The sequence below is a fragment of the Cellulosimicrobium sp. JZ28 genome (assembly GCF_015327065.1).
Lineage (GTDB): Bacteria > Actinomycetota > Actinomycetes > Actinomycetales > Cellulomonadaceae > Cellulosimicrobium > Cellulosimicrobium funkei.
On record NZ_CP017660.1, the window covers coordinates 2,986,587 to 3,012,562 of the forward strand.

The following is a 25,976-nucleotide window of genomic DNA, read 5'->3' on the forward strand; positions in this document are numbered from 1 at the left end:
CGGCCGCGGGGCTCGGCGCGACACCACTGACGTTCCGACCGAAACCGGTCGCACTCACGACCTCCCGGAACCCAGAAGGGGAGCCGCTACACGGCCTGGGCGGCGGATCAGGTTGAACGTGGAGTCCGTGAGCGGAGCGTCGTCGACGACCGTCAGCGCCGCTCTCCCTCGGATCGCGCTGATGCGCGGTGCATCCCTTTGCTCCAAGGGGTGAAGAAGCGCTAGTCGCTTCGCTCCGTTGCCGGAGACCACGACGAGGACGTCATCGAACTCCTCGACCGTGAACCCGAAGTCACGAGCAACGGCTCGCGCTGCGCGAAGGTCGCGCGCTCGGGGCCTTGCCGGCTCAAGCGCGTACCCCTCCATGAGGTCGAGCATGTCGATGGCGAGGCGCCAGTCGAGGAGCGGGTGCCAGCGGCTGTTTGAGTAGTCGCGGAGGCAGCGGTAGCAGGAGGAGTCGCAGGGGACTCCGGAGTTGTGCGTCTCCAGGTCATTAGCCAGTTCACGTGCCTTGAGCAGGAGAGTTTCGAACTGGTCGCCAAGACGGCGCGCGTATCCGGCGCCGTTCGCGAGGCTGTCCGCCATGAACAGCTCGGCGGTCACGGTAGTGCCGTCACTGAGCGAGTTGATGCCGACCTCGATCTCGTCCGAGCCGACATCGAGCCATCGCACTGCGGCCGACTGGAGCAAGTAACCGAGCGAGGCCCACGCCGCCCTGCCGACAGGCTCGCGCGGGTCGATCCGGAGACCGGCTGGCAGCGCGGAGAGTCCCACGGTCAGGACGTCTGTTCGGCGCCGGGCCGCGAGCGCGACCGGTTCAAGAGCAGCGTTCGAGTCTCCCTGACCCCAGAAGGACGCGGCCTTTGCACGGTCTCGGTCTGTGAGGAAGGTCGTATCGATGAGTCCCGCCTCTGGCACGACCCGCCCGTCGGGCAGTTTGTTGGAGGCGGGCGCGAACTGGTACATGCGGCCGTCGTTGTCGTTGACGACGACGACCTCTGCGTTCGCCGAGCGGAGTGCGGCGTTCTTGACCGCCGGGAGCAACTCAGCGTTGTTGACCGAGAGGCGGGGTTGCCCAGCTCGCGCTGTCGGCTCCGAGAGCTGCTCGTACTTTCTGTGTCGGAAGCTCGTCCTGTAGCCGATCGGATGAGCGAGTTCGATGACCGCGTATTCGGGATCTCGCGCGCCGCAGACAGGGCATGCCTCTGTCGTACCGTCGCTGATGGACACACATGCCTTGCAGAGACCCGCACTTTGCCGCTCCCCGAGGGGCTCGGCACCTTGAGCCCACGAACCGTCGACCCGCTGGTAGAAGTCGACGACGCCGACGGCTGTGTGGATGGCCTTGTCTTTCACGAGCTCGGAACCGGGCGCGAACTCTGAGACCGCGATGGCGCTGTCGCGGTCCAGCGTGGATGCGTCCTTCCTCGGCGCTGGGCGGCGCGTGTAGAGCGTCTTGACCTGGGTGGGGAATCCGAACATCGGCAGAAGACCAGCCTCTGCGAGTGCCTGCGAAAGCTCACTGTTCCGGTTCGACTCGGCGACACGCGTGATCTCGCCGACGAGGTCACTGGTCACGTACGCAACGAGCCGCTCCCGCTCATCCGCCGGCAGATGGGTGAAGCGCAAGAGGCTGGCTGCGGCGTCGGCAATCTCCTGACCGTGTGCGCCGATCCACCCGTCGATTCCGTTCCGAAGTGCCTCGTTCTCGAGCCAGCCGTCGCGCGAGCCGAACTGTCCGTGAACTGACCAGCCCGGTTCGAAGTCTTCGACACTGCTGACGGCGTCGAAGGCGTGGGTGAGGACGTCCGCGACGAGTGCTCGGCGAGCGATCGGAGCGCTCGACGTGTCGAGGAAGGGCTGAGGCGGTTGGTCGCCCGTGATCGCTTCGGGGTGAGCGAAGTAGTGCTCGTCGTGGCTCCGGGCGCCTCGGCAGACGGTCAGCGCGAGCGCGAGGTGCTCAGCTCGCCGTCCCGCGCGGCCCACGCGTTGCTGATAGTTGAACCGCTGGGGCGGCATGTTCGCCATGACGACGCCCTTCAGCGCGCCGATATCGACACCCGCCTCCATCGTGGTCGTCACCGAGAGCACGTCGACTTGATCGGCCAGGGGCACCTCCGACTCGTCCAAGAAAACCTTCTGGAAGCGCGCCTGGCGGGCCTGAGCGTCGAGCAGGTCCGTTTGTCCGGACAGTTCCTCGCAGTGGAGACGCGATAGTCCGCCAGCCTCGGTCGCGAGCCATCGGTAGTAGTCGTCCACGACGCCTGCGACCAGCGGCTCGCTCGCGAGCTCGCCGCCGCAGGAGACACAGCAACCGGCACTCGCGTGGAGATGCCGAGTCCGGCAGGCCTTGCAGCGCCAGACCTCGGTGTCGGCTACGTGACGCAGGCGGACCTGTTCGGGCTTGAGCAGGAAGCCTGAGGGCAGGCCCACCTTGAGGCGTGCGCCGACGAGGTCGAGCAGGGCGTCGCCGTCGCCGTCGCCATGCCTTCGGGCAACCTTCTTGGCGTACTCGCGAACGTCTCCGGGCCAGTTCGTCTTGGCATCGGTGATGACCGACGTGACGCGCCGGCGTCGCAGCATGAGCCGCAGGAACGACGATACGAACTCGTCCGCTACGCCCTCGGGAAGGGCCGCAAGAGTGATCGGCTCGGCGGGAACCGCGTAGGCCAGGCCGAGCGACTCAACGTCACGGTCACCGCCTGCGAACGCTGTTCGGACGATCTGCCGGCTCAACTCCTCACGGATGCCCCCGAGGAGCATCTTTGCGGGGGCGTCGAGCGCGGCTTCGTCCGCACGCGGCGGGGTCACGTTCCACCGGAAGCAGTCCGTCCAGGGCTGCCCACCGTCGGCACCGGGCGCGCCGGTGCTCTGGAGGAGCGCGTCCGGTCCAGCAGGGTTGACACCGAGCCCGAGCAGGCGAGGCTCGATAGCACCGGCGAGGTCCACCAGTGTCGGGGTCCCCCCGAGGTGCAGCTCGACGCGCTCGATGGCCGCGACGTCGCCAGCATCGAGGAGAACTCCGTACGTACGCTTCATCAGCGCGGTGACGCCTTGAGGATCCCTGCCCTGGAGGTCGGCGAGCGCCGACGTCGCCGCGGGGGAGTTGTCCTTCTTCGCGATCGCGGCCTCGATGAGCTCGAGCCGCTGACTTCCGCCAGTCAGCTCGTCGAGAACGAGCGCCCTGACGAGGTCGAGATAGTGCGCAAGCTCGAGGTTGGCCGCGACGCGAGCTGCTCCCTGCCTGCTATCAGAGAAGACAACGAGACTCGAGTCGAGCAGGCGCCGGATCGCTCCCGTGAGAACCTGGTTCGCGCGATCGAAACCAACACCTTGCGTCCGGATCGGTGAGCGCGAGCGTTCACGGCTTTCCGGTCCCAGGTGCTTGAGCCAGTCCAGCTCTCGGTCGTCACCGCACGACGGGCACCGCGTCGGGAAGCCGGGCATGCGGTCGACCGCGTCGGCTACCCCGTCGGTGGTGACCCGGAATCGCAGGCCGGTCTTCGTCCCGAGCGCGCTGATCTTCCCGGTGCCCGGGCTGAGGTTGACCTGCGTGAAGTCCATCTTGAACTTCGGTCGCGCGGGATCGGAGTCGAGCTGCTTGCCGAGTCGGCTCCAGTCGCCGGCGACCGACTTCCTGTCCGTCGGCCAGTAGACGCGGTAGTTCGCGGCGTTGCGCTCGTTCTTGGGTCGGTCCGGGAGCGATTCCAGGTCGGTTGCGGATGCGAGAAGGTACTCCTTCTTCCCCTCCTTCACGGCGAAGCCGCCCAGCATCGACTCACCACAGGACTCGCAGTACAGCAGCTCGAGGACCCGAGAGCCGCACTCGCACGTGAACCGAGGTGCTGCGTAGATCTTTCCGATCCGGCGCTCGGCCGACCGGTACTCTGCGGCGACGGCGGTGCAGTCGGGGTCGGAGCATGCCCAGAGGCCCTGGATGGTGCGGAACATGAGATGGGCGCGAAGTCGCGCCGCCGGGTTCTTCTCTGCGCCGAGTCGCTGGATGATCCGGTCGAACGCGAGCGCGGCGCTGTCTGCACCGACCGACGGGAAGAGCTTCTGAGCGAGAACATCGACCGCTCGCGGGCGGGACTCACCGTCCACGGTCATGGCCGACTCGATCGCCTGGCGGACTGTCTTTCCGGTGGGCCCTGCAGCAGTCGACCACGTGTCAGCCAGCAGGGTCGCGGCGAACTCGTCGAGGTCAGTCTTCGAGTGGGTGCGCTCAGGCTCCTTGATGAAGGCGAAGCTGTCGCGCGGACGCGCGAAGAACTCAGAGAGGAATGCTCGGCCAGGTATGTCATCGCCGATCGATGCTGACGTCGCGATCACCGAGAGTTGCTTGGGCCGTGTGTCGAGCCCGAGGCGCCTGAAGAGCCGGCGCAGGAGGAGGGCGACCTCGGTACCGGCGGTCCCACGGTACATGTGCAGCTCGTCGACGACGAGCGTGAACACGTTGTCGGGTGACGCCTCGATCCACTGGCGGGTCTTCTCGAAGATCGATGCCTCGTCGTCACGACCAAGAGCGATCGAGAGCATCGAATAGTTGGTGATCAGGATGTCAGGTGGCGTCTCCTGCATGTCCCACCGGGAGCGCATCTCTCCACCAGTGAGGGACGGCAGGAAGTAGCGGGCATCCTTTTCCACCTCTCCTCGGCTCAGCCGCTCGAGGAGGGAGGTGTGCCGCGCGTCGGCTTGGCGGAGGATCTCGCGCAGCCGGTCGACTCGTTCTGGCTTCGCCGCCACTCTTGTGCCAGCGACCGGCGTCCGGCCCGTGTAGCGGCCGAAGAAGAACGGCTCGCCATGAGTCTCACGCGCGTACCACTCTTGGGCGGCATCCGAGTCCAGAGCCTGGCGGAGCCGGACGAGCTGGTCCTCCACCAAGGCGTTCATCGGGTAGAGCACCAGGCTCCGGACGGCTGCCGGGCGACCGCTTCGGTTCTCGCGCTGTGGCTGGAACGGCCCCTTGGCAGCCCACCAAGTCGAGTCGGTCCGAGAACGCTCGGACCAGGAGGTCGACTCCTTGACCAGTCGTGCGATCACCGGCAGCAGGAACGACTCCGTCTTGCCTGACCCAGTCCCAGTGCCGACCACGACATCGCGCCCAGAGAGGGAGGCGACGAGGGCTTCCGCCTGATGCTTGTACGGGTGAGCATGCGGCAGGAGCCCCGAACCGATGAGATCGGTCGCCATCGGCACCTCCACCGCATCGAAGACTTCGGCCAGCGTCTCGGTCGACGGCTCGTAGGACGGGATCAGTTCGACGTACGGGGTGGTCAGCGCAACGCCGTCGCGGCGCAGCAGCGCCTCCCGCTCGGCGCTGATCGCCTGGTCGCGCAGGTTGTAGGCGGTGTTGTAGAACCGCAGGAACGTCTCGCGAAGCGACGCATACGCGCCATCGACCGTCAGAGGTGTGTCGGTCATGCGCACTCTCCATCTGTAGAGTCCTGAAGGTCCTGGTCCAGCAGTTCGGCGACTCGGCTCGCTGCCGTGGGCCCGACGTTCTCGTACACGTAGTACTCGTCTGCTTGACTGCCCAGCGGGCGCTTCGTCGGCTGGAGGCCCGTGCGCAGCACCAGGGAGCGCTTGATGAGATGTGGCAGATCGAGCGCAACCGGAGTGAAGAGCAGCCGCTTGCCCTGGTTGTGCTTGAGGTGAGTCCGTCGGTTCTCACGCGCCTCGTCCATCCACTTGCCCGTAGTGACGTCGGGCAGCAACACCAGGTCGCTCATCAGCGTCGGGCGCCACGCGTGGACTCTCGTCCCGAAGGTGGTCCGGTACTGGTACAGCCCGGGTGCGGCATCGTTGCTCGCGTCACGCCACGAGTAGGACGCCCGCAGGCCGTGATCGCGTCGCCACACGCTGAACCGACTGGACGGCGAGACCGTGAGCGAGGTGCCGTTCTGCACGATCCGTTCAGGTGTAGGGAGTGCGTCGAGCAAGCCGTCAGAGGGCTTTACGTCGCACGCCTCGATGCCTAGCGCCTCCAGGCCCTCCACGATCTTCTCCATTGCACCCGGCTGCGGTGCCAGGTAGAGCGTCGTCGGGCCAAGGGGCCTGTGCGTTCGCGGGTCGGTCTGAGTTCGGCGAAACGGAAGGAAGAGCTGTGCCGCGCGGGCGACCGCCTCGTCGTCGTCCGCCGACGAGAAGAGCCGCTTCAGTGCGCCGATTGGGCGGGCACCGGTCAACAGACAGATGCCGTCTGCACTGGGGAGCCCGACGAGGGCGGCGGGCGCCACGTGCACCGTCTGGTTTGTGAAGTCACGCTCGATGTGACCGAGGACGCGAAGTCGCTCCAGGGCCAAGCGCCACTCGGCTGCGAGGTCGCGCCAGCCCGTGTCGTGGCAGATCCACTCCCACGTGCTGGCGAACCTCTTCGCACTGGACTTCGTTTCCTTCAGCGTCGAGAGCCACATCAGCGCGACGTCGTACGGGTTCGTACGTTCGTATCCCCGCGAGCTCCACGCGACATCGAGCCGTGCATCAACCGCGACCACGGGCGCGAGCTTGGGACGGGCGGCCCCGGTGCCCCTTGGCAGCCCATCAGCGAGCGCTCGCGTCAGCACCTCGCTGCGACGCTTCTCCGCCGGGGCGCCCTTCCATGTCCACTCTCGTCCGACGAGACTCGCAAGGAGATCCTGACGCTGCTGGAACCGCGAGTTGGCGAAGGGCTGGGGCACTCCGCGCTCCACGCGGCTCCTGAGCGGTTCACCATCCAGCAACGGCAACGACCGAGGGATCTCCACGGCGTGGATGAGCCCCCTCGACGAGACGCTCAAGAAGAACGCAGGGCGCACAATCGCATTGGTGGACTCGGACTGCTGCGCGACTACGCGCCGATGCGTCCCGCGCACAGCCCGCCGTACATCCAGGTTCCAGGTCTCTATGCCAGCACGCTCCAACCAGCGCTCGCGGCGGGGCGACGTGAGTTCGAACAACCCACCCTCGTCGTCGAGCACGAGCGCGGTGTAGTTCTCGCGCACCTCCGCGACGATCGTCGGTGCGGAGTCATGCCCACCGCGGAGCACCGCTCCCGCAAGTGTTACCGAAGACGCATCCCGCTCCCTGCGGTTGGTCGCGGCCGGAACGTCGGATAGCTCCCAGCCGAAGCCGGATGCGACGGCGCGACGGCGCGACGGCGCGACGGTCTCGTAGTTGATGCGCTCGCCAGACACTGTGTCGACGACCACATGCTCTCCGCTACGGAGGCGATAGGCAGAGAGTTCACGCCCGTCGGACGTGCCATCGATCTGGATGCTCTGGTCGAGCGTCGCCGGGTGCTGCTCGGGCATCAGGAGTTGGGGCTCGTAGCCGACGATGTACCGTGCCTGGGCCAGCCGCAGGCCACCGCGCAGTTCCATGCCGATCGGTGTCGGGGGTGTGAGCACACCCAGCCCAAGCTTCTGAAGCGCCGGGCCGACCTCGCGCGCGGAGACATCGTGAAACCAGGACCAGCCAGCGGCCGGACCGGGTTCAGCAGCACTGCCGACAACGCCGAGCTCGCCTGCGACCGCCGCGACGTGCTGGTTGGCGACGAGAACGTCGTAGTGGGTCGCGGACGCGTTCCCACGCACCTCGATCATCCCCTCGAGCAGCGGCTCGTCGCGGAACGCATACGCCTGAGCAGGGGTGATGCGTAGCGTGAGCCCAGGTCGCAGCGGGACCTTCGTTCCGCCGGTGAGAAGCGTGGACGAGTTCGACGGCGTGCGAACGAGGCGATAGGACTCGTCCGGCCCGATGGTCTCCGGCCCGTCTCCCAGGTCGACGGGGGCGTCGGTGACGCGATCGTCGACCTCGATCGCGAGCCCGAGGTAGTCCTCGTCTGGCTCGTAGAAGAACAGCCCCTGGACGGAGCGACCGATTGCGGTGCGCGAGAGTTCTCGACCTTCAGCGAAGCGCTGGACTTCGTCGTCGACGACGTCCGCAAGGATCTCCCGTGCCTCCGGGCTGTCGAACCGCGCACGGAAATGCCGCACACGGTCGCCGCCTCGGTACGTGAGCCACGCCCAGAAGTCGCTTAGTCGCCTCTGGCGGTCAACATCGGTGACCTGCGCGGCGCGTACCGTGCTCAGGTAGTCGTCGATCAGGTACCGGTCCCGAAGTCGAACGAGCCCTTGGCTCCTCGCCCATCCCTGATTGGTGTAGTGCGACGAGGGGGCGGCGCTTGGGAGCCCGAGGTACGCGCCAGCGCCCTCGAGCCACTCGTTCCAGATCCTCCAGATTCCGGGCACATGGAGGTCGTAGTCCGGCGGCATCCCGCCATCAATGGGCAGCCCGAGCAACTCGTTCTGGCGAGGATAGACGCTCGAGACGTGGCCCAGCGGCATCTCGGTGACAGCCAAGACCGTCATAGCGAGCGCCGCGATGATCGGCGGATCGCCGAGCCAGCCGCTCGCCTTCCACCGGCGAGCATCCAGGTACGCGCACTCGAACGGCTGGCGACCACACGCATCCCGGAACGCCCGCGAGAAGTCCTCCACGGCCGCACCGGCGTCGAGACCCGCGACTGACGCTAACGTCTCGCGGTCGACGTAGAGGTAGAGGCGGCGCTGCGGTCTCGCGTCAGCCTTGAGGCGGTCCAGCAATACCCTGTTCCAAGCGTGCAGATCCACTGAGCAGGTACTCCTTTGTTCCTGCTGCAACGTACAACGAGGTTCCGACACGACCCACGGTGGCGTCGGGTGAAATGGCGCCGCAGTTCAGTTTGGTTCGTGATGACGGAGTGCTCGCACCGAGCGCTCCACCGCCCTCGGCGCATGGCGTCGGCCGCATGGAGTCCCGCCGATCGCACCGGCGTCCGCCGTGTGCCGCTCCTGACCCGTGACGCGTTCAGCCCGTGCGACGCCACACCTCATCCGTCGGCCTTCCGAGCCGCTCGATGGTCGAGTGCAGATCCGGCGGTACCCGGGCGCGCGAGCAGAGCCAGGACGCGCGCGGCCGCCGCCGGCGCTGGCTCGTGTTCCCAGATGCGCACTACGGTCCAGCCCAGCTCGGCGAGCATGCGGTCCGTGTCGCGGTCTCTCGTGCGGTTCGCCGTGATCTTGGCCTTCCACCACTCGCTGTTGGCTCGCGGGCTTGTGCCGTGCTCCGGACAGCCGTGCCAGAAGCAGCCGTCGACGAAGACGGCAACCTTGGCTCGGGTGAACGCGACATCGATCGTTCGGCGGCGCTGACTTGGCACCGGGAACGCGACGCGATACCGCAGTCCCCTGGAGAAGAGCTCGCGGCGCAAGGCCAGCTCGGGCGCCGTGTCTCGCCTCCGCGCAGCGCTCATCCTCAGCGACACCTCAGCGGACGACGCGCCCGGGTGCGCCGGGACATGTTGCGGCCGCGCCTGCCCGGCATCCATCAGCATCACTCCACTCACCCGTCTGCCTGCGACAGCGAACACCCGATCTGCCGAACCTAGCCCGTGCTCCATAGACAATGACGAGTGACGAGGCGAGCGCCGCGCGACGTACTGCCAGGGCCAGATCCGTGGAACTGCCGCTCACTCTGGGCAGGATCGCCGAAGCCTCGATTCGCACTACGACCCGTTCTACCCCTGGCAGGTCGTGTTCATTCCGCAGCGCCCAGCGCGCCGACCGTAGCGTCGGGCTCGTCCGCGAGAACGGCGTTGATGATCCTCTGTCCAGCAGGCGTGAGCTTGAGCAGAGCCCTGTCGCGGCGGACGTGCTCACGCAAGATGTGCCGGACGACGCCGACGTTCACACCGTTGCCCATCTGCTTGTAAGTCGCGGCGGCGCGCTGTTCTCCGAAGTCGAACCACTCCGGCAGACCCTGCAAGCGCGCGGTCTCGCGCGGCGACAGGCGACGCTCCAACGGGCCGACGATCGACGTCTGCGTGATCGCAACGAGTGCAGGTAGGTACGTCGGGCGTTTCGCCCTGATGCCGGACGGACGGAAGTGCATCACCGTGTCCCACAGGCGTGGGGCGTCCTGAGCCTGCCACTCCAACTTGCGACGTGACGCCGGGAACAGATCCGTGTACACACCCCAGCGGTAGGCCCACGCCACGACCTCGGCGAAGTGCCGTTCGAAGAAGTCGTAGTTGCGGCGGAGGTGCGACTGCTTCCAAGCGGGCAGCGTCTCGTCGATCGCAGGGCGTGTCACCGAGGCAGGGACGAAGCCCTCAGGCATGTCGGTTCGGGCGACGTAGCGCTTACGGTCACCGACCACCTCACGCTCCGGCGCCTGGAAGCCTCTGATCACGACGAGGCGCGAGAGCTCTCGGAAGTCGGTCCACGAGTCTGCCCAGTACGGGAATCCTTCGAGCGGCCTTCCGGTCGCGCGGCGGATCGTCGACTCGAGGTCGTCCCACGCGTCGATCCACAGCGTCTCCGTCTCGGTGAGGCGAAGGTCGACGTTGCTCGGCTCGGGGTCGCCCTCACGGATGATCCCACTTGTGAGGAGATTCCAGCCAGACTTGCGGTCGCCGGGGTGGAAGAGCTCCGTTCCGCCCTTCTTGATCGGGAACCGGTCATTCATCGTGGCGACCGGCTTGGGTCCGATGGCCTCGGCGTCGATCTCACCCGTCTCCGTGCGCGGGATCCTCTCGTCGCGCATGCGCTCGGGAACCAAGGTCGCGGTGATGAACACTCGTTCGCGGACCTGGGGAGTGCCCCCCATCCACGCCGGGAGCAGGTGGGGCGAGAAGATCGCCGGCGCGCCCGAGACCTCGTAGCCGAAGAACCGCAGGGTCTCGATGATGGTCAGCCACTCGTGGCGGTGACGCGGCCCTACGAGGTTGCGAACGTTCTCAAGGATCAGGACCGTCGGCTCGCGCTCCTCGATGATCCTCGCGATGTTCCAGAACAGAGTGCCGCGGGTCTCCGCCATGCCGTGCTGGGCACCCGACTTGGAGAACGGCTGGCAGGGGAACCCACCCGTCAGGACGTCGATCGGACCGTCGTAGCCCCGGAGCGTCACACCTTCATCGTTCGCGTCGTCGGTGATGTCACCGAGCGCGGGCTTGTTCCAGTTACGTTCGTAGACCGCGGCCGCCTCCCTGTCGATCTCGACCGCGTACTCGCACACACCGCCAGTAGCAGCCAGTGCGGCATGGAACCCACCGATGCCTGCAAATAGGTCGACGAAGCTGTACTTCGCGTTGGCCTTGCTCAACTGGTCTCCCACCTCTGAAGCTTGACAGCTCTCTGCGTCTTGTGCAAGTAGATCGCGTCCGACTGCGGAAGAACTGTAGACAACCTAGTTCTTGACACCCACACGGCATGCACCCTCGTCCACAGGGCTCGGTTCAGCGGTGCTCACCCGTCAGCGACTCGTCTGCGGCTAGGCTCTTCGAACCCGTGTGAAGTCTAGGAGGGCCGAGCACCGCGCACACCACGCTGGCGAGGCAGGTCCACACGCCTGGGTCGGGGAAGCGCTGGTCGACCTGTCCCTGTCTCGATGAAGCCGGATGCAGCGCGATCACCACCTACGTCGCCGGACGCCCCCGCGCCGAACGTCACCGAGCTCCGCACGTTGGTGGAGGAGCCTTACACCTCGCCGACAGCCAGACACGATCTCTGGTTGACTTCGGCCTCGTCACCTCGCGACCGTTCATCACCTCCACGTCGAAGACGGCTATGTGTCAGACACGTAGGCCGCTCGGCACCTCGGGCAGCGCGCTGGAGAAGATCAGGAAGTTGTCGATGTGCTTCTTCAGGATCTTGACCTTGGGCTCGCGCGAGGCACCGCTGGGTTGCCGGCCTTGGTGATGGTCGCCGAGAACGAGGCTAGCGTTCGCCTCGTTCACCTCGAGCACCTGCATCCGGGCGAACCGCACCGACTCCTTGAACCGCCCAGAGTAGGAGAGCGGGCTGTACTCCTTGCCCTGAACGTGCCCGACGGACCGCCGCCACTCGTTCCACTCGATCGTGGCGACGTCGCCGTTGGCCTTCCCGTGGACCGTGTCGTGCTCGTAGATCACGTACCAGAAGCGGCCGAACTCCTCGAGGCAGCGGACCAGGTCGTCGCGGTCGTTGCCGATGGCCTCCTGCTTGGCGATGTTGGAGGCCTTCAGATCACCGTAGAAGTCGACACGCGGCCCGTCGTGGAAGACCAGGTCGTAGTCGTAGCCCCCGCGCTGCTTCTTCTTCTGGAACTGGACGATGTCCGCAAGCCCCTCCGCTCTCACGAACCTGTCGAAGCGGTACTCGAGGTAGAAGCCAGCCCACTCGTTCTGGAACCTGTCGGGCCACGCGGCAGCGTGCATCTCCTGAACCGCGTCGAGAGCGCGCAGCCATCTGCCAGTGAAGAAGTCCTGGTTGAACCGCCGGAACACATCGACGCTCGGGTGAGTGGTGTCTGCGACACCGACAAGGTAGTCGGCGAGCAGTTCAGCCCGGACGCTGGTCAGACAGTTCCCGTTGCGATCGACGCGCTCGAACAGCCCGAGCGTCTGTGCCTGGTGCAGGTCGTTGGTCGAGACGTGGGCCGCAGAGTTGTTGGCAGCGCGCTGGATGTACGTCCGCGGGTCGAAGTCGACGAAAACGGTGACGGCGCGGTACCGATAGATGCCGACAAAGCGGGTCACCAGTCCGTCGCGCGTGGCCCGTCGCTCGACCTCCAGCCAAGACTTCGGGATCTGGATGCGCTTCTTGTAGGCGGGCCACGGGTGTCCGAGGTGCGTGACCTGAGCCTTGAGGATGATCTGGTCGTGGAACCTGACCACGCGGGCGCCACCGTACGTCGACGTCGTGGCGCCGGGCAGCGCGGACAGGAGGAGGTCGTTCTTCTCCTTTTCGCTGAGCGTCGTGTCGACGTCTGGAACGAGTTCCCCATCAGGGCCGATCTGGTCAACGACGATTGATCCCACGCGCGCTCCTGCAAACTCGTACTCGTTGGACTGGGGATCACCTACCCGACCCGACACGCCAGCGGCGTGGCCCACCCCAACTCTGGCACAGGGGTACGACACTCTCGCTCGGCCGCACCATGAGTGACCGCAACCCGTCGATCCACCTGCGCACGACGAGCCTGACGCGTCGTCGCCCCTGAAGCCGATCGGGCTCTCCTCGACGGCTTCTATCGCGCGTCAGAACTGGTGACAGGACTTGATCCTTGCTCTGGGGCGCGAAGGAGTGCAGGACGGCGAGCCCCCCGAACAGCATGTTGCGACCGACAGCTTACGCCTCGGCCGCCGCAGTTCTCGTGCGCCGCGTGTGCACCGTCTCGTGGCTCAGATGAACCTTCTCGCAGCACTCGCCTCGCGTTCGCAGTCGAGTGCGACGCCGCACCCCGCGTCCACGCTCGATCGGGCTTCTCACGCGCATCGTCCGTGCGCGCTCGCGTGGAGCGGATGTTCCGCTGATCCTCCGTCGAGGACCTCGGAGAACAACGAAGGCCGCTGACCAGGATCTTCATCCTGGCCAACGGCCTTCAAGGAGTGGAGCTAGGGGGATTCGAACCCCCGACCTTCTCATTGCGAACGAGACGCGCTACCAACTGCGCCATAGCCCCTCAAGCGAGGAACAGATTAGCACCCCGAGGGCGGGGTCTCGCAAACCGGCCGCCCTCAGGGGGTCTACTGCCCTGCCGCCCGACGGCGCGCCAGGATCTCGTTGAGGTCCAGGCCGAGCGTCTCCGTGGACGGCTTGCGCTCGTCGCCCGCGGCCGGGGTCGGGGCGCCGGACCGGGCGTCGGCGGCCACCACCGGCTCGACGCGGGCCGACACCGTGGGCGAGACGACGTCGTCGTCCGTGAGCGGGGCGGGCTCGCGGCGGGGGGCCGTGGGCTTCATGGTGTACGTCGGCGGGGGCACGGGCACCGGGTCCCACGCGCGGCCCGTCGGGACGCGCTCGGCGTCGACGACCTCGACCTCGACGACCGGGGTCGTCTCGCGAACGGTGGTCGGCTCGTCGGCCGCTGGGGCGGGCTCCTCGGACGCGGGGCCCTCGGCCGGACCGGACGCGGTGGCCCGCTCGCGGGACGACGCGCCCGTCGTGGCCGGCGCGCCGGCGTCCGCGGAGGCCGCGGCGTTCGCCCGCGCGAGGTCCTGCGGCGTGACGCGCGGGATCATCTGCGTGCTCACCTGCGAGCCGTGGACGGCGCGACCCGTGACGCGCGGGCGCGCGCCCCGGGGGGCGGGCGGTGCGCCGAGCACGGCGCCGCGAGCCGCGCGGGCCGCGGCACGACGCTCGGCCAGCCACGCGGCGTCGGACCGCTGGGCGGCGAGCACCGCACGGCGGCCGAGCACGAGCACGAGGCCGAGGAACGCCGTCGGGACCACGCCCGCCCACCACGGGACGAGCCCGAGCGCGACGACTACCCACACCCCGACGGTCGCAAGCAGCAGCACGACCGTGAGCGCGAGACGACGGCGCGCGGCGGCGGCGCGCCGCTCGAGGAGCTCGAGGCGGGACTGCTCGGAGGCCGGCTGACGGCGCGGCGGTGCCCCGCGCGAGGGTGACGCGCTGACGGTGCTCCCCATGGCGTGCGTTCCCTCCTCGTCGTGCGTCCGGCCCTCGGACCGGCTCTGCGTCCCGGCTGCCCCGAGCAGGGGGCGCCCTCCGGCTCCGGCGGGACCGGAGGCGATCGCCGCGACGGTCGTGACGCCGTCGAGCCGGGCGTCCCAGCGGTCGAACCCCCCGCCGCCCGGGCCGGCGACGGCCAGGACGCGCAGGGAGCCGGAGAAGCGGTCGTCCGTGCGCGCGTCCAGCAGCTGCTGCCGGTGACGCACCCGGTGCGGGACGTAGAAGCCGACCCACAGCAGGAACACCGCGAGCGCGACGATCCCCGAGGCCGATTCCACATCACGACCGTAGGCGAGGCCCGCGGCCACGCTCCGCACGCGCCCCGGCGTGTCGGGCGGCTCAGATGCTCTCGCGGCGTGTCGCCTGCCAGCGCGCGAGGAGGCCGTCCGGGACCTCCTCGCTCGTGACGGCGAACGTCCGGTGGTCGCGCCACTCCCCCTGGATGTGCAGGTACCGCTCGCGGACCCCCTCGTCGCGCAGCCCCAGCTTCTCCACGACGCGCAGGCTCGGGCCGTTCTCCGGGCGGATGTTGATCTCGATCCGGTGCAGGCCGAGGATCGTGAAGCAGTAGTCCGTGGCCATCGCGACGGCGGTCGGGATGACGCCACGGCCCGCGACGTGCTCGCTCACCCAGTAGCCGATGCTTGCACCGCACAGCGACCCGTACGTGATGGACGACACGGTGAGCTGGCCGACGAGCTCGCCGTCCAGCTCGACGGCGAACGGCAGCGAGGACCCGGCGCGCGCCTGGGCCGACAGGACCCGGACGTACTCCGCGAACGTCGGGGGCCCGCCCGGCGTGCCGGGGCGCGGCGACGTGCCCTCCCACCGCTCCAGCCAGTCCGCGTTGCGCGCGCGCAGCCGCATCCAGGCGTTCGCATCCCGGCGCCGCAGCGGACGCAGGACCACGGACCCGCCCAGGGTGTCGTCCCGCAGCGTCACGGGCCACGGCTTGGCGACGGTCCAGCCGCGCGCGATCTTGTGGGTCATGCGGCGGTGTACCGTCCTCGGCCTGTCGGTGGGCTTGGCGACGAGGACCGGCGGTGCGCCCGGCCCTCGGTGCACAGGGTGACACCACCGGGCGCCCGCGCGCCACCGACCGGTGACGCGGGCACCCGGTGGTGTCCCCGTGCTCAGACCCCTGCTCAGCCCCGTCCTCAGCCCAGCGTGACGACGACCTTCGCCTCCGTGCCCGCGGGCAGCGCCGGGATCGGGGTCGCCGGGTCGTGCTCGACGCCGTCGACCGTCACCGAGCGCACGCCCTTCGACACGTGGTCCGGGTTGCGGACCTCGATGTCGTAGACGGCGCCGCGCCACTCGCGACGCACCTCGAACCCGTCCCAGTCCTTCGGGATCGACGGGTCGACGACCAGGCCGTCGAGCGCGAGGCGGACGCCGAGCACGTACTTGGTCACGGCGGTGTACATCCAGCCGGCCGTGCCCGTGAGCCACGGGTTCTGCGCCTTGCCGAACCACTCGTGGTCGCGGCCGTAGAGGAACTGGACGTACGCGTAGGGCTCCGCCCCGCGGACCTCGATGTTGTCGTTCTGGTGGTAAGGCAGGATCGCGTCGTAGAACTGCACCGCCTCGTCGCCGCGGCCCAGCATCGCCTCGGCGATGATCGGCCACGCGTTCGGGTGGGAGAAGATCGCGGCGTTCTCCTTGATGCCCGGGTACACGCGCGTCACGAAGCCGACCGTGTCGTCGACCTTCGTGAACGCCGGCCAGTTGAGGTGGTTGCCGTACTCGGAACCGAGGAGCTCGCGCACCGCGTCCATCGACGCCTCGCCGCGCTCCTGGCTCGTGATGCCCGCGATGACGGGCCAGGCCTGGTGCTCGAGGAAGATCTTGCCCTCGTCGTTCTGCGCCGAGCCGATCTTCACGCCGTCGCGCGTGTAGCCGCGGATCCACCAGCGCCCGTCCCAGAGCTGCGCGTCCGCGACCTTCGCGATGCGCTCGCGCTCCGCCGTGAACCGGACGACGTCCGCCTCGGCGCGCTCGTCGCCCGCCGCCGCGAGCGGCTCCGCGACCTCGAGGAACGCGCCGATCGCCCACGCGTGGAGGAAGGTCACGAGCGACGTCTCGCCGCCGCCGAGGTTGAGGCAGTCGTTCCAGTCGGCGCGCATGCCGAGCGCGACGCCGTTCTGGCCCACCTGCTCGGCGGAGAACTCGAGCGCGCGGACGAGGTGGTCGTAGACGGTCGCGGGCGTGCCCTCGGCGAACGGGATCTCCAGGTCGAGGAACGCGCGGTCGCCCGTCTCCTTGACGTACTCCACGACCGACGGCACGAGCCACAGGTGGTCGTCGGAGCACGTGTCCTCGAGGCCGTGGATGAGGTCCTTCGGGTCGACCGTCGGGACGATCGTCGGCGACGGGACGTCGGGCAGCTTCTCCGCGTCGGGGTCGAACGCCTTGGGGTCGAACAGGTGCAGGCCGTAGCCGGCCTCGGTCTGGGCCCGCAGGAGCTCGACGATGCGCTGCCGCGTCTTCGTCGGGTTCGAGTGGATGACGCTCATGACGTCCTGCGCCGTGTCCCGGTAGCCGAGCCCGGCGCGCCCGCCCACCTCGACGAACGACGCGAACCGCGACCACACGACGCACGTCTCCGCCTGGAGCAGCGTCCACGCGTTGATCATCGTGTTCATGCCCTCGTGGGGCGTGCGGATGCGCAGCTTGTCCTGCTTGGCGCGCCAGTAGTCGCGCAGCCGCTCGCGCTCGTGGTCGACGGCCGCGACGTCCGAGTACTTCGCCTGGATCGCGCGACCGGCCGCGTCGCGCGAGCCGTAGCCGAGCATGAAGACGAGGCGCTTGGTCTCGCCCGGCGCGAGCGTCACCTTGTGCAGCAGCGCGCCGCAGTGGTTCTGCGTCGTCGCGCTCGCGTTCGAGCCCTCGCCCCGCTCGATCGCGAGCGGGTTGCTCTCGGTGCGGTACGGGCCGATGAAGCTGTCGCGCAGCGAGTCGTACGACGACGGCGTCTCGCTCGACGCGAAGTAGTGGTACGTCCAGGGCTCGTAGTAGAAGTCGTACTCGATGATCCCGTCCTCGTACGAGGAGCCGGACGCGTAGAGCGACATCTGCAGGTTCTGGTTGTCGATCGTGATCGTGTGGAACGAGAACTCCACGTACGACCCGACGGTGAGCTCGCGCACCTCGTCCGTCGTGTTGGTGACGCGCACGTCCCACAGCTCGACGTCGTCGTCGAGCGGGATGAAGACCGTCTGCTCGGCGTCGATGCCCTTGTACTCGGAGCGGAAGGTCGTGTAGCTCAGGCCGTGGCGCGTGGTCCAGCGCCCCGCGCCGCCGGCCGGGTCGAGCTCCTCGTCCGGCCCGACGAACGGCTTGCCGACCGGCTGCCAGGACACCGACCAGTAGTCGCCGTCCGCGTCGTCGCGCAGGTAGACGTAGTGACCGGGGCGGTCGAGCGGCACCCCGTTCTGGCGGAAGCGCGAGATGCGCCCGTACTGCGAGCTCTTGTAGTACGAGTACCCGCCGCCGTGGTGCGACAGGACCGTGCACATGTCCCGGGTGCCGAGGTAGTTCGTCCACGAGACGGGGACGTCGGGGCGCTCGACGACGTACTCGTCGTGCGCGGTGTCGAAGTGGCCGTAGCGCATCGTTGCTCTGGTTCCTGTCCTGGGGTGGGGCTGGGGGCTGGGTGCGGCGGGGGTGCCGGGTGGGGGCGCGGGCGTCAGACGCCGGCGGTGACGAACCCCTGCAGCCACTCGAGGAGCTCGGCGGCCTTCTCGGGGGTGTCCGCCTCGACGAACATGCGCAGGACGGGCTCGGTCCCGGAGAACCGCAGGAGCGCCCAGTTGTCGTTCTCGAGGAGGATCTTGGTGCCGTCCAGGTGGGAGACCGAGACGACCGGGTACGGCCCGACGTGCGTGAGGGGCTGCGCCTCGAGCCGGCGCGGCACCTCGACGCGCATCTCCGGGGTGGCCGGCACGCCCGCCTCGAGCGTGTACAGGCGGCCGGTGATCTCGTAGAGCATCGCGCGCAGCTCGGAGATCCGCTTGCCCGTGCGCGCCAGCATCTCGGCCACGAGGGCGCACGCGAAGATGCCGTCCTTGCCGAGGATCCAGCCGCGGATCGTCAGGCCACCGGACGACTCGCCGCCGAGCACGGCGCCGATCTCCGCCATGCCCGCGGTGACGTGCTTGAACCCGACCCTGACCTCGCGCGACTCCTCGCCGAAGTGCGCCGCGAGCCGGTCGAGCAGGTGCGTCGTCGCGAGGTTGCGCACCACGCCGCCCTTCTCCCCGCGGACCTCGTGCAGGTACCAGTACAGGAGGAGGAGCAGGTCGTTCGTCGAGATGTACTCGCCCGTCTCGTCGACGATCCCGATACGGTCCGAGTCGCCGTCCGTCGCCATGCCGAGGTCGTAGCGGCCGCCGCCCTGCTGGATCATCGTCACGAGCGTGCTGAGGCGCTGGAGGTCCGGTGCCGGCGCGACGCCCCCGAACAGCGGGTTGTGCGCCGCGTGGATGAACTCCGACCGCACGCGCATGTCGGACAGGATGGTGCCGAGCGTGAGCTGGCTCGTGCCGTACATCGGGTCCACGACGACCTGCAGGTCCGAGCCGCGCACGGCCTCGACGTCGATGATCCGCTCGATCGCGTCGACGTACGGGTCCGTGAGCGACCGGTCGACGACGACGCCCGTGCGGCGGGCCACGTCGATGTCGAGCGTGATGACGTCGTCGACCGACAGCGCGTTCGCCTCGTCCTGGTAGCGGTCCGTCTCGTCGTCGAGCGGGAGCGAGCCGTCCTGGCGGAACACCTTCATGCCGTTCCACTCGGGCGGGTTGTGGCTCGAGGTGACGATGATGCCGTAGGCCGCCCCGAGGTAGGGCGCGGCGAAGGTCACGAGCGGGGTCGGGACGTCGTCGGGCAGGAGGGTCACCGCGATGTTGTTGCCCGCGAAGACCTCGGCCGCGGCGATGGCCGACTCGCGCGAGAGGAAGCGGCGGTCGCCGCCGATCACGACGCCCTTCCCGTCCAGCCCGCGGCGGATCGTCTCGTTCGCGATGGCCTGGCACAGCCGGCGCACGTTGGCGAGCGTGTAGCCCTCGCCGATGACCGCGCGCCAGCCGCCGGTGCCGAACACGATCTTCGTGTCCGTGTTCTTCTTCGGCACGAACAGGCGCTTGAGGACGATGTCCGCCGCCTGGGCGAGCTCGTCCGGGGTGTTGATGCCGCGGACCTCGTCCACGTCGACGATGCGGTACGACGAGATGCGCTTGCCCGCCCCGATGACGCGGCGCGCGAGCTCGGTGAGCCGGTGCTCGCCGTCGGCCGCCATGCGCTCCAGCTCGCCGAACAGCAGGCGGGGCGCCGCGACGTACGCACCCACGTTGATCTCGGTGCGCGGCTCGGGCGCGGCGTCCGCGACCTCGGACGACTCGAGGATCGCCGTGATCTCGCCCCCGGCGCGGACGACGCGCCCGTAGCCGTCCGGGTCGTCCACGACGGCGGAGAGCAGCGACAGGTCCGCGCCCGTGAGGGTGTGGCGCGTCAGCAGCCCGAGCAGCGACTCGGAGCGCAGCAGCGGCGTGTCCGCGTAGGCGACGAGGACCGGCTCGTCGACGCCCGGCCCGAGCACCGACGCGATCGCCTCGCGCGCCGCGAGGACCGCGTCGCCCGTGCCGAGCGGCGACTCCTGCTCCACGTAGACGACGTCCTCGCCGAGCAGCTCGCGCACGGTCGGGTCGTCGGGCGACACGACCACGACGATGCGGCCCGCGTCGACGACGCGGCGGACGTTCGCGACCGCCAGCTCGACGACCGTCGCGTCACCCAAGGGTCGCGACAGGAGCTCGCGCGACGCGTCGTCATGGCCCGCGGCGAGCACGACGGCGGCACGACCGGTCCTCGGGTGGGCGCCCCCTCGCGGGGTGGTCTCGGTGGGGTTCGCGGTCGTCGCGGTCATGGCGTCCTCACTGTCGGCACCTCTGTCGGACGGCGACCCATTTGTCAGGAGTCCGAACTACTGGCTCCCTCCGATCATAGGCACCCTGGACGCGTCCGCGGAACCCGCTCCGGGCCTCCGGGGCCGAAGGTCACCCGCGCGGCGTCGGCGCGGACGCGCGCGCCGGGTGACAATAGGGACATGAGTGGCCCGGTCCAGCCATACCCCCTGCACGGAAGCATCGAAGCCGAGGACGCGAAGGAGATCCTCCGCAAGGCCATCCGCACCCACCGTCAGGCGCGGTCGGAGCGGCTCCGCAAGGAAGCGGACGCCGCCATCGCCGACGTCGTCGAGACCATCCCCGAGGTCGCCGCCGCCACGTGCGTCGCGACCTACGCCGCGCGCCCGGGTGAACCCGGCACGTCGGCGATGCTCGAGCGCCTCGCCGCGCGCGGCGTCCGCCTGCTGCTCCCCGTGCTCGGCGCGGGGCTCCAGCGGGACTGGGCCGTCTACGACGGCCCCGCCGACCTGCAGGTCCGCGCGCCCGGGCGGCCGCCCGAGCCCGGCACCCCCACCCTGGGTCCGGAAGCGATCGCCGAGGCCGACGTCGTCGTCGCGCCCGCGCTCGCCGTCGACTCGCGCGGCGTCCGGCTCGGCCAGGGCGGCGGGTGGTACGACCGCGCGCTCGAGCACGTGCGCCCCGGCACCAAGGTCGTGGCCGTCGTGTTCCCGGAGGAGGTCTACGACGCGAGCGACCGACCGCTGCCGGTCGAGCCGCACGACCGCACGGTCGACGCCGTCGCGACGCCCCTCGGCTGGCGCTGGCTGCCGTAGCAGGCCGCGCCGTCCGCTCCCGCGCCGTCCGCCACCGCGCCCGCGCACGGGGCGGTCGCGCCGGCGGCTCCGCTACGGCACGAGGGTGAGCTCGTCCTTGCTCGCCTCGGCGACCGCCTCGGTGGAGAACGGCCACGCGTACGTCTCCCCGCGGGACCACGTCTTCAGCTGGTCCGCGTAGTGCTTCGACGCCGGGTGCCCGGAGGTGCCCGTGACGGTCACCCACGTCGAGCGGTCGAGGTCGCCGAGGTCGACGACCATGCGCATCGACGGCCCGGCCGTCACGTCGAACGACCCGGACGCGGCGTCCCACGCGGTCGCGTTGACGATCGACGAGCCACCCGGCATGCCGACCGGGGTGGGGTTGACGTAGTCCCGCACCGGTCCCGGGATCGACTCGCCGCCCAGCACGGGGTGCTTGAGGGCGAGCACGTGGATCTTGCCCCAGGCCCAGTCCGACGGCTGCTTGCTCTGCTCGACGGTGAGGTCGAGGCGCGCGGAGACGAGCGCCTGAGTGAGCACCTCGTCGCGCGTCTCGACGACGCTGACGGTCTGGCGGTCGTCCCAGAACGGGTCGGTCGGGTTCTCCAGGAGGTTCTGCACGACGGCGAGCCAACGGCTGCCGCCACCCGGGCGCGCCGACTCGGGCAGGTCGTCCCAGAACGTGAGCTGGAGCAGGTTCCGCCACACGGCCGCGAAGTACGCCGCCGCGGCGGAGTCGGTGTCGGTCCGGTAGTCCCAGTCCGCGAGGAGCTGCTGGCCCTCGGCCGCGAAGTCGTCGTCGATCTCCTGCTCGAGCAGGGGCTGCACGAGCACCTCGGCGTACGGGCTGCGGTCGTCGACCTGGACCTCGTTCATCGTGTCGACGTCCACGGTGCGCCCGGCCGAGATCTCGGCCTCCAGGAGCTGGCGGATGCGCTGCGAGCGGTACCCGTAGTCCCAGTCGGTCGTGAGGAACGGCGCGACGCCGTCCGGCAGCACGGCCTGGTTGGCGGCCACGATGAAGCCCTCGGCCGGGTCCACGACGCGCGGCATCTCCTCGCTGGGGACGTAGCCCTGCCAGTCGTAGCGCTCGTCGGAGCCGTCGCGCGGCCACGTGCCGTCGGAGGGCACCTCGGCGTCGGGGACCGCCTGGCGCACGGGGATCTTCCCGGGCGCCTGGTAGCCGATGTGGCCGTCCGCGGTCGCGAAGACGATGTTCTGGGCCGGCACCTCGAAGAGCGCGGCGGCCGCCTGCATGTCCTCGGCGTCCTGCGCGAGGTTGAACGCGAAGACGGCGTCGGCGGTGCGGCCCGGCTCGAGCGCGGTCCACTGGAGCGCGACAGCGTACTCCCCCAGCCGCGTGTCCAGCGCGGGCGTGTCGACGGCCGCGTCCGTCGCCGGGATCGCCTCGGAGACGATCGGCCCGTGGAGCGTCGAGCGGACCTCGATCTCGATGTCGTCGCCCCCGGCGACGCGCAGCGTCTCGGTGCGGGTCTCCAGCGGGACCCACTCGTCGCCGCGCAGGTACGTGTCGTCGCGCACGCGCTCGACGAAGAAGTCGGTGACGTCGGCGCCCATGTTCGTCAGGCCCCAGGCGAGCTGGGCGTTGTGCCCGATGACCACGCCGGGGAAGCCGGCGAACGAGAAGCCCGCGACGTCGAACCCGCACGCCGGGGAGACCTCGTTGCAGTGCAGCCCCACCTGCGCCCAGATGCCGGGCGCCCCGAGGGCGAGGTGCGGGTCGTTCGCGAGGATCGGCTTGCCCGTCGCCGTGTGCTCGCCGGAGACGACCCACGAGTTCGAGCCGGTGCCCTCGCCGCGCCCGATGAGCACGGGGACGGCGCCGAGCGCGCGGTCCGCGGCCTCGAGCGCGGCCTGGAGGTGGTCGGAGCCGTACTCGGCGCGGGCCTGCGGGCCCAGGTCGAGGGCGACCTCCTGCGGGTTCTCGAGCTCGCCGGGGTCGAGGATCGGCGCGTTGAGCTCGGACGGGTAGGCGGGGAACAGCTCCGCGACGCGCGCCGTGTCCTGGAGCGTGCCGTAGGCCAGCGCGCGGTCGAGCTCGTCGTCGTAGTTGCCGCGCAGGTCCCAGGCCATCGCCTTGAGCCACGCGAGCGAGTCGACCGGGTCCCAGGGCTCGGGCTCGGCGACGTCGACCTGCAGCCCCAGCACCGTGTACTCGAGCGCGATCTCCGACGGGCTGCGGTCCTCCAGGTAGGCGTTCACGCCCTCCGCGTACGCCTGGAGGTACGCCTTCGTCTCCGGGGAGACGACGTCCCACTCCTCCTCCGCGACCTGGCGCCAGCCGAACGTGCGCGTCACGGTGTCGGCGGCGATGGCGTCCGGGTTGTCGCCGACGAGCTCGGCGAGCCGCCCCGACGTGACGTGCCGGCGGTAGTCCATCTCGAAGAAGCGGTCCTGCGCCTGGACGTAGCCCTGGGCGCGGAAGAGGTCCTCGGGGGTGTCGGCGTAGATCTGCGGCACGCCCTGGGCGTCGCGCAGCACGGTCACCTCGCTGCCGAGGCCGGGCACGGAGATCTCGCCGGACGCCTGCGGGAGCGGGCGCCGGACGGTGACCACGACGAACGCGGCACCCGCGACGAGCGCGACGACGAGCAGCGCCGCCACGCCGATCAGGACGCGCCGGCGCGTGGACCGGCGACGGCGCCGCGGCGGGGCCGCGGCCTCGCCCGGGGTCGCGGGGTCGGCACCGGTGGCGGGGTCACCGGCGGGGGCCTCGGCGGGTTCGTGCGCAGACACGGATGCGAGACTACCCCGGCCCTGCCCGGGCGCCGGTCCGCGTATGATTAGCACTCGGAAGTTTCGAGTGCCAGGCGGTGTTGACACCGTCGACCAGGCCGAGACCGTCCCGATCCCGACCCGCCGGTGGCCGCCTCGACGGCCGTCTCGTGAACGAGGAGAACCCGTGCCCACCTACGCCTACACCTGCACCGCCTGCGGTCACGCCTTCGACATCCACCAGTCGTTCAGCGACGACGCCCTCACGGTGTGCCCCGAGTGCTCGGGCCGCCTGCGCAAGGTGTTCTCCTCCGTGGGCGTGACGTTCAAGGGCTCCGGCTTCTACCGCACGGACTCGCGGTCCGGCGGGAAGACGTCGACGGCGCCCGCCGCCTCGACGTCCAGCGCGTCGTCCTCGTCGTCGTCGGCGGGGTCGTCCTCGTCGGGCGGCACGAGCTCGGGCGGCGCGTCGAGCAGCTCTGCCGCGTCGTCCTGACCTGACGCGGCGCCGCCGGGTCGCTCGCCCCTGACGCGCCCCGGCTCCGGCGTCGGCGCCGCACCGGTGCGCGACCGACCACAGCGGGTCGGCCGGCTCACGGTGCGCGGGCCGCGCGCCGCGTCGTCCACAGACCGCCGCGCACCGCGGCCACCGGCTCGCCGCGCGCGGCTACCGTCGCGCCATGCCTCGCTCCTCCTGCCCGCCCGGCCCGTCAGCCCACCCCGGCCGCGCCGCCGCCGCCCGGCGGCGGCTGCTGCACGGCCTGTGGTGGCGGTCCCGGTTCGTGGTCGCCGCGTTGTGCTGCGGGCTCGCCGCGTCGGTCGTCGTCGGTGCGCTGCGGCCCCCGCCTCCGCCGACGGTTCCCGCCGTCGTGACGGCCCGCGCGGTGCCGCCCGGCACCACGCTCGCGGCACCCGACGTGCGGGTGGACCACGTCCCGGCCTCCCTCCTGCCCGCCGGGGCACCGGTCCGGGCCGACGACGTCGTCGGACGCCGCGCGACCGTCGCCCTGCCGGAGGGCACGCTCCTCCAGGACGGCCTCGTCGCCGGAGGAGAGCTCGCCGCCGGGGCGCCCGACGGGACCGTGGTCGCGCCCGTCCGGCTCGACCCGGGAGTCGCCGCGCTCCTCGGGCCGGGCGACCGCGTCGACCTGCTGGCCGCGGGCGACCCCGCGCTCGCCCCGGCGCCCACGGAACCCGCGGAGACGGGGGCCGCTCCCCCGGACGACCCGTACCTGGCCCGCGCCGCGGTCGTCGTGCCGGCGCCCGAGCCCGACGACGGCGGCGGCCTGCTCGGCAGCGGCGGGTCGGGCCCCGACGTCGTGACGCTCGTCGCGGTGCTCCCCGAGGAGGCCGTCCGGCTGGCGGCACGGACCGGGCACGCCCCCGTCACGGCCGTCCTGGTCCCGTGACGACACCACGAGACCGCCGACCCGCCGGGCGAAGCCGTTGCCGCTCGCCGCGCCCGTTGGCAGGATCGCGCGTGCACGTCTGGTGGCGCCGCCGCCACGCGTGCCCGTCGACAGGAGAGGGAAGCAGCACATGAAGGGCGTGTTCCAAGGGTTCAAGGAGTTCGTGCTCCGCGGCAACGCGATAGACCTGGCGGTCGGCGTCGTCATCGGGGCCGCGTTCTCCGGCGTCGTCACGGCGATCGTCGAGGACTTCATCAACCCCCTCATCGGGGCGATCTTCGGCAAACCCGACCTCACGGGCCTGTGGGACATCACGCTGCGCGCGGGAGACGCGGCGAAGGACATCCCGCCCTCGGTCATCTCCGTCGGCGGGGTCCTCAACGCGATCCTCCAGTTCCTCATCATCGCCGTCGCCCTCTACTTCGTCATCGTCCTGCCGATGAACAAGCTCGCGGAGCGACGCAAGAAGGACGAGGAGCCCGAGCCCGAGGCACCGGCCGAGGACGTGCGCGTGCTCCAGGAGATCCGCGACCTCCTCGCCGCCCAGGCCGGCAGCGGCCCCGGCGCGGCGCCCGGCGGGCCGACGCCCCCGCAGCACCTCTGACGCCGCTCAGCCGGTCGCCCGGCGAG

At 69.9% G+C, this 25,976-nt stretch carries 14 protein-coding genes and 1 tRNA gene; 4 read left to right on the forward strand and 11 right to left on the reverse strand.

Going from position 1 to position 25,976, the window contains the following annotated elements; all coding sequences use genetic code 11:
- Window positions 1-54: 54 nt before the first annotated feature.
- The 10 genes from BJP59_RS13385 to BJP59_RS13430 form a co-directional block, all read right to left on the reverse strand.
- On the reverse strand, window positions 55-5,424 hold the full coding sequence (locus tag BJP59_RS13385) for a DEAD/DEAH box helicase (RefSeq protein WP_194521163.1): 5,370 nt from the start codon (window positions 5,422-5,424) through the stop codon (window positions 55-57).
- Window positions 5,421-8,612, reverse strand: coding sequence for a hypothetical protein (locus tag BJP59_RS13390; protein WP_194521164.1), 3,192 nt, complete (start codon window positions 8,610-8,612; stop codon window positions 5,421-5,423). Before BJP59_RS13390 ends, BJP59_RS13385 begins: the two co-directional genes overlap by 4 nt.
- A gap of 239 nt (window positions 8,613-8,851) precedes the next feature.
- Entirely contained in the window at window positions 8,852-9,355 is a 504-nt protein-coding gene (locus BJP59_RS13395; protein WP_228485436.1) for a very short patch repair endonuclease, read from the reverse strand.
- A gap of 203 nt (window positions 9,356-9,558) precedes the next feature.
- Complete coding sequence (locus BJP59_RS13400) at window positions 9,559-11,136, reverse strand: DNA cytosine methyltransferase (protein WP_137281469.1); 1,578 nt, start codon at window positions 11,134-11,136, stop codon at window positions 9,559-9,561.
- 457 nt (window positions 11,137-11,593) lie between these two features.
- On the reverse strand, window positions 11,594-12,820 hold the full coding sequence (locus BJP59_RS13405; RefSeq protein ID WP_137281470.1) for a hypothetical protein: 1,227 nt from the start codon (window positions 12,818-12,820) through the stop codon (window positions 11,594-11,596).
- Between the two features lie 571 nt (window positions 12,821-13,391).
- Window positions 13,392-13,464: transfer RNA gene (locus tag BJP59_RS13410), tRNA-Ala, on the reverse strand.
- A gap of 64 nt (window positions 13,465-13,528) precedes the next feature.
- A complete protein-coding gene (locus BJP59_RS13415) occupies window positions 13,529-14,755 on the reverse strand; it encodes a hypothetical protein (RefSeq protein ID WP_194521165.1) in 1,227 nt (408 codons plus the stop codon).
- Window positions 14,756-14,816: 61 nt separating this feature from the next.
- Window positions 14,817-15,467: a GNAT family N-acetyltransferase gene (locus tag BJP59_RS13420; protein WP_021479886.1), complete on the reverse strand. Its 651-nt coding sequence runs from the start codon at window positions 15,465-15,467 to the stop codon at window positions 14,817-14,819.
- 167 nt (window positions 15,468-15,634) lie between these two features.
- Window positions 15,635-18,091 carry a GH36-type glycosyl hydrolase domain-containing protein gene (locus BJP59_RS13425; protein WP_194521166.1) on the reverse strand — a complete coding sequence of 819 codons (2,457 nt, stop codon included), beginning with the start codon at window positions 18,089-18,091 and terminating at the stop codon, window positions 15,635-15,637.
- A gap of 74 nt (window positions 18,092-18,165) precedes the next feature.
- The gene (locus BJP59_RS13430) at window positions 18,166-20,406 is read right to left on the reverse strand and encodes an NTP transferase domain-containing protein (RefSeq protein ID WP_085387420.1); all 2,241 of its coding nucleotides are present in this window, start codon (window positions 20,404-20,406) and stop codon (window positions 18,166-18,168) included.
- Between the two features lie 180 nt (window positions 20,407-20,586).
- Here BJP59_RS13430 and BJP59_RS13435 point away from each other — a divergent pair, with 180 nt between their 5' ends.
- Complete coding sequence (locus tag BJP59_RS13435) at window positions 20,587-21,219, forward strand: 5-formyltetrahydrofolate cyclo-ligase (RefSeq protein WP_034654285.1); 633 nt, start codon at window positions 20,587-20,589, stop codon at window positions 21,217-21,219.
- 72 nt (window positions 21,220-21,291) lie between these two features.
- Here the strand turns inward: BJP59_RS13435 and BJP59_RS13440 are convergent, their stop codons facing one another.
- Window positions 21,292-23,835, reverse strand: a complete 2,544-nt coding sequence (locus BJP59_RS13440) for a penicillin acylase family protein (protein ID WP_442861549.1) — start codon at window positions 23,833-23,835, stop codon at window positions 21,292-21,294.
- 289 nt (window positions 23,836-24,124) lie between these two features.
- Between BJP59_RS13440 and BJP59_RS13445 the strand changes: the two genes are divergently transcribed.
- The 3 genes from BJP59_RS13445 to mscL all read left to right on the forward strand — a co-directional run bounded on the left by BJP59_RS13445 (window position 24,125) and on the right by mscL (window position 25,950).
- The gene (locus tag BJP59_RS13445; protein ID WP_194521168.1) at window positions 24,125-24,433 is read left to right on the forward strand and encodes an FmdB family zinc ribbon protein; all 309 of its coding nucleotides are present in this window, start codon (window positions 24,125-24,127) and stop codon (window positions 24,431-24,433) included.
- A gap of 184 nt (window positions 24,434-24,617) precedes the next feature.
- On the forward strand, window positions 24,618-25,346 hold the full coding sequence (locus BJP59_RS13450) for an SAF domain-containing protein (protein ID WP_194521169.1): 729 nt from the start codon (window positions 24,618-24,620) through the stop codon (window positions 25,344-25,346).
- Between the two features lie 130 nt (window positions 25,347-25,476).
- The gene (gene mscL, locus BJP59_RS13455) at window positions 25,477-25,950 is read left to right on the forward strand and encodes a large conductance mechanosensitive channel protein MscL (RefSeq protein ID WP_194521170.1); all 474 of its coding nucleotides are present in this window, start codon (window positions 25,477-25,479) and stop codon (window positions 25,948-25,950) included.
- Window positions 25,951-25,976 lie beyond the last annotated feature (26 nt).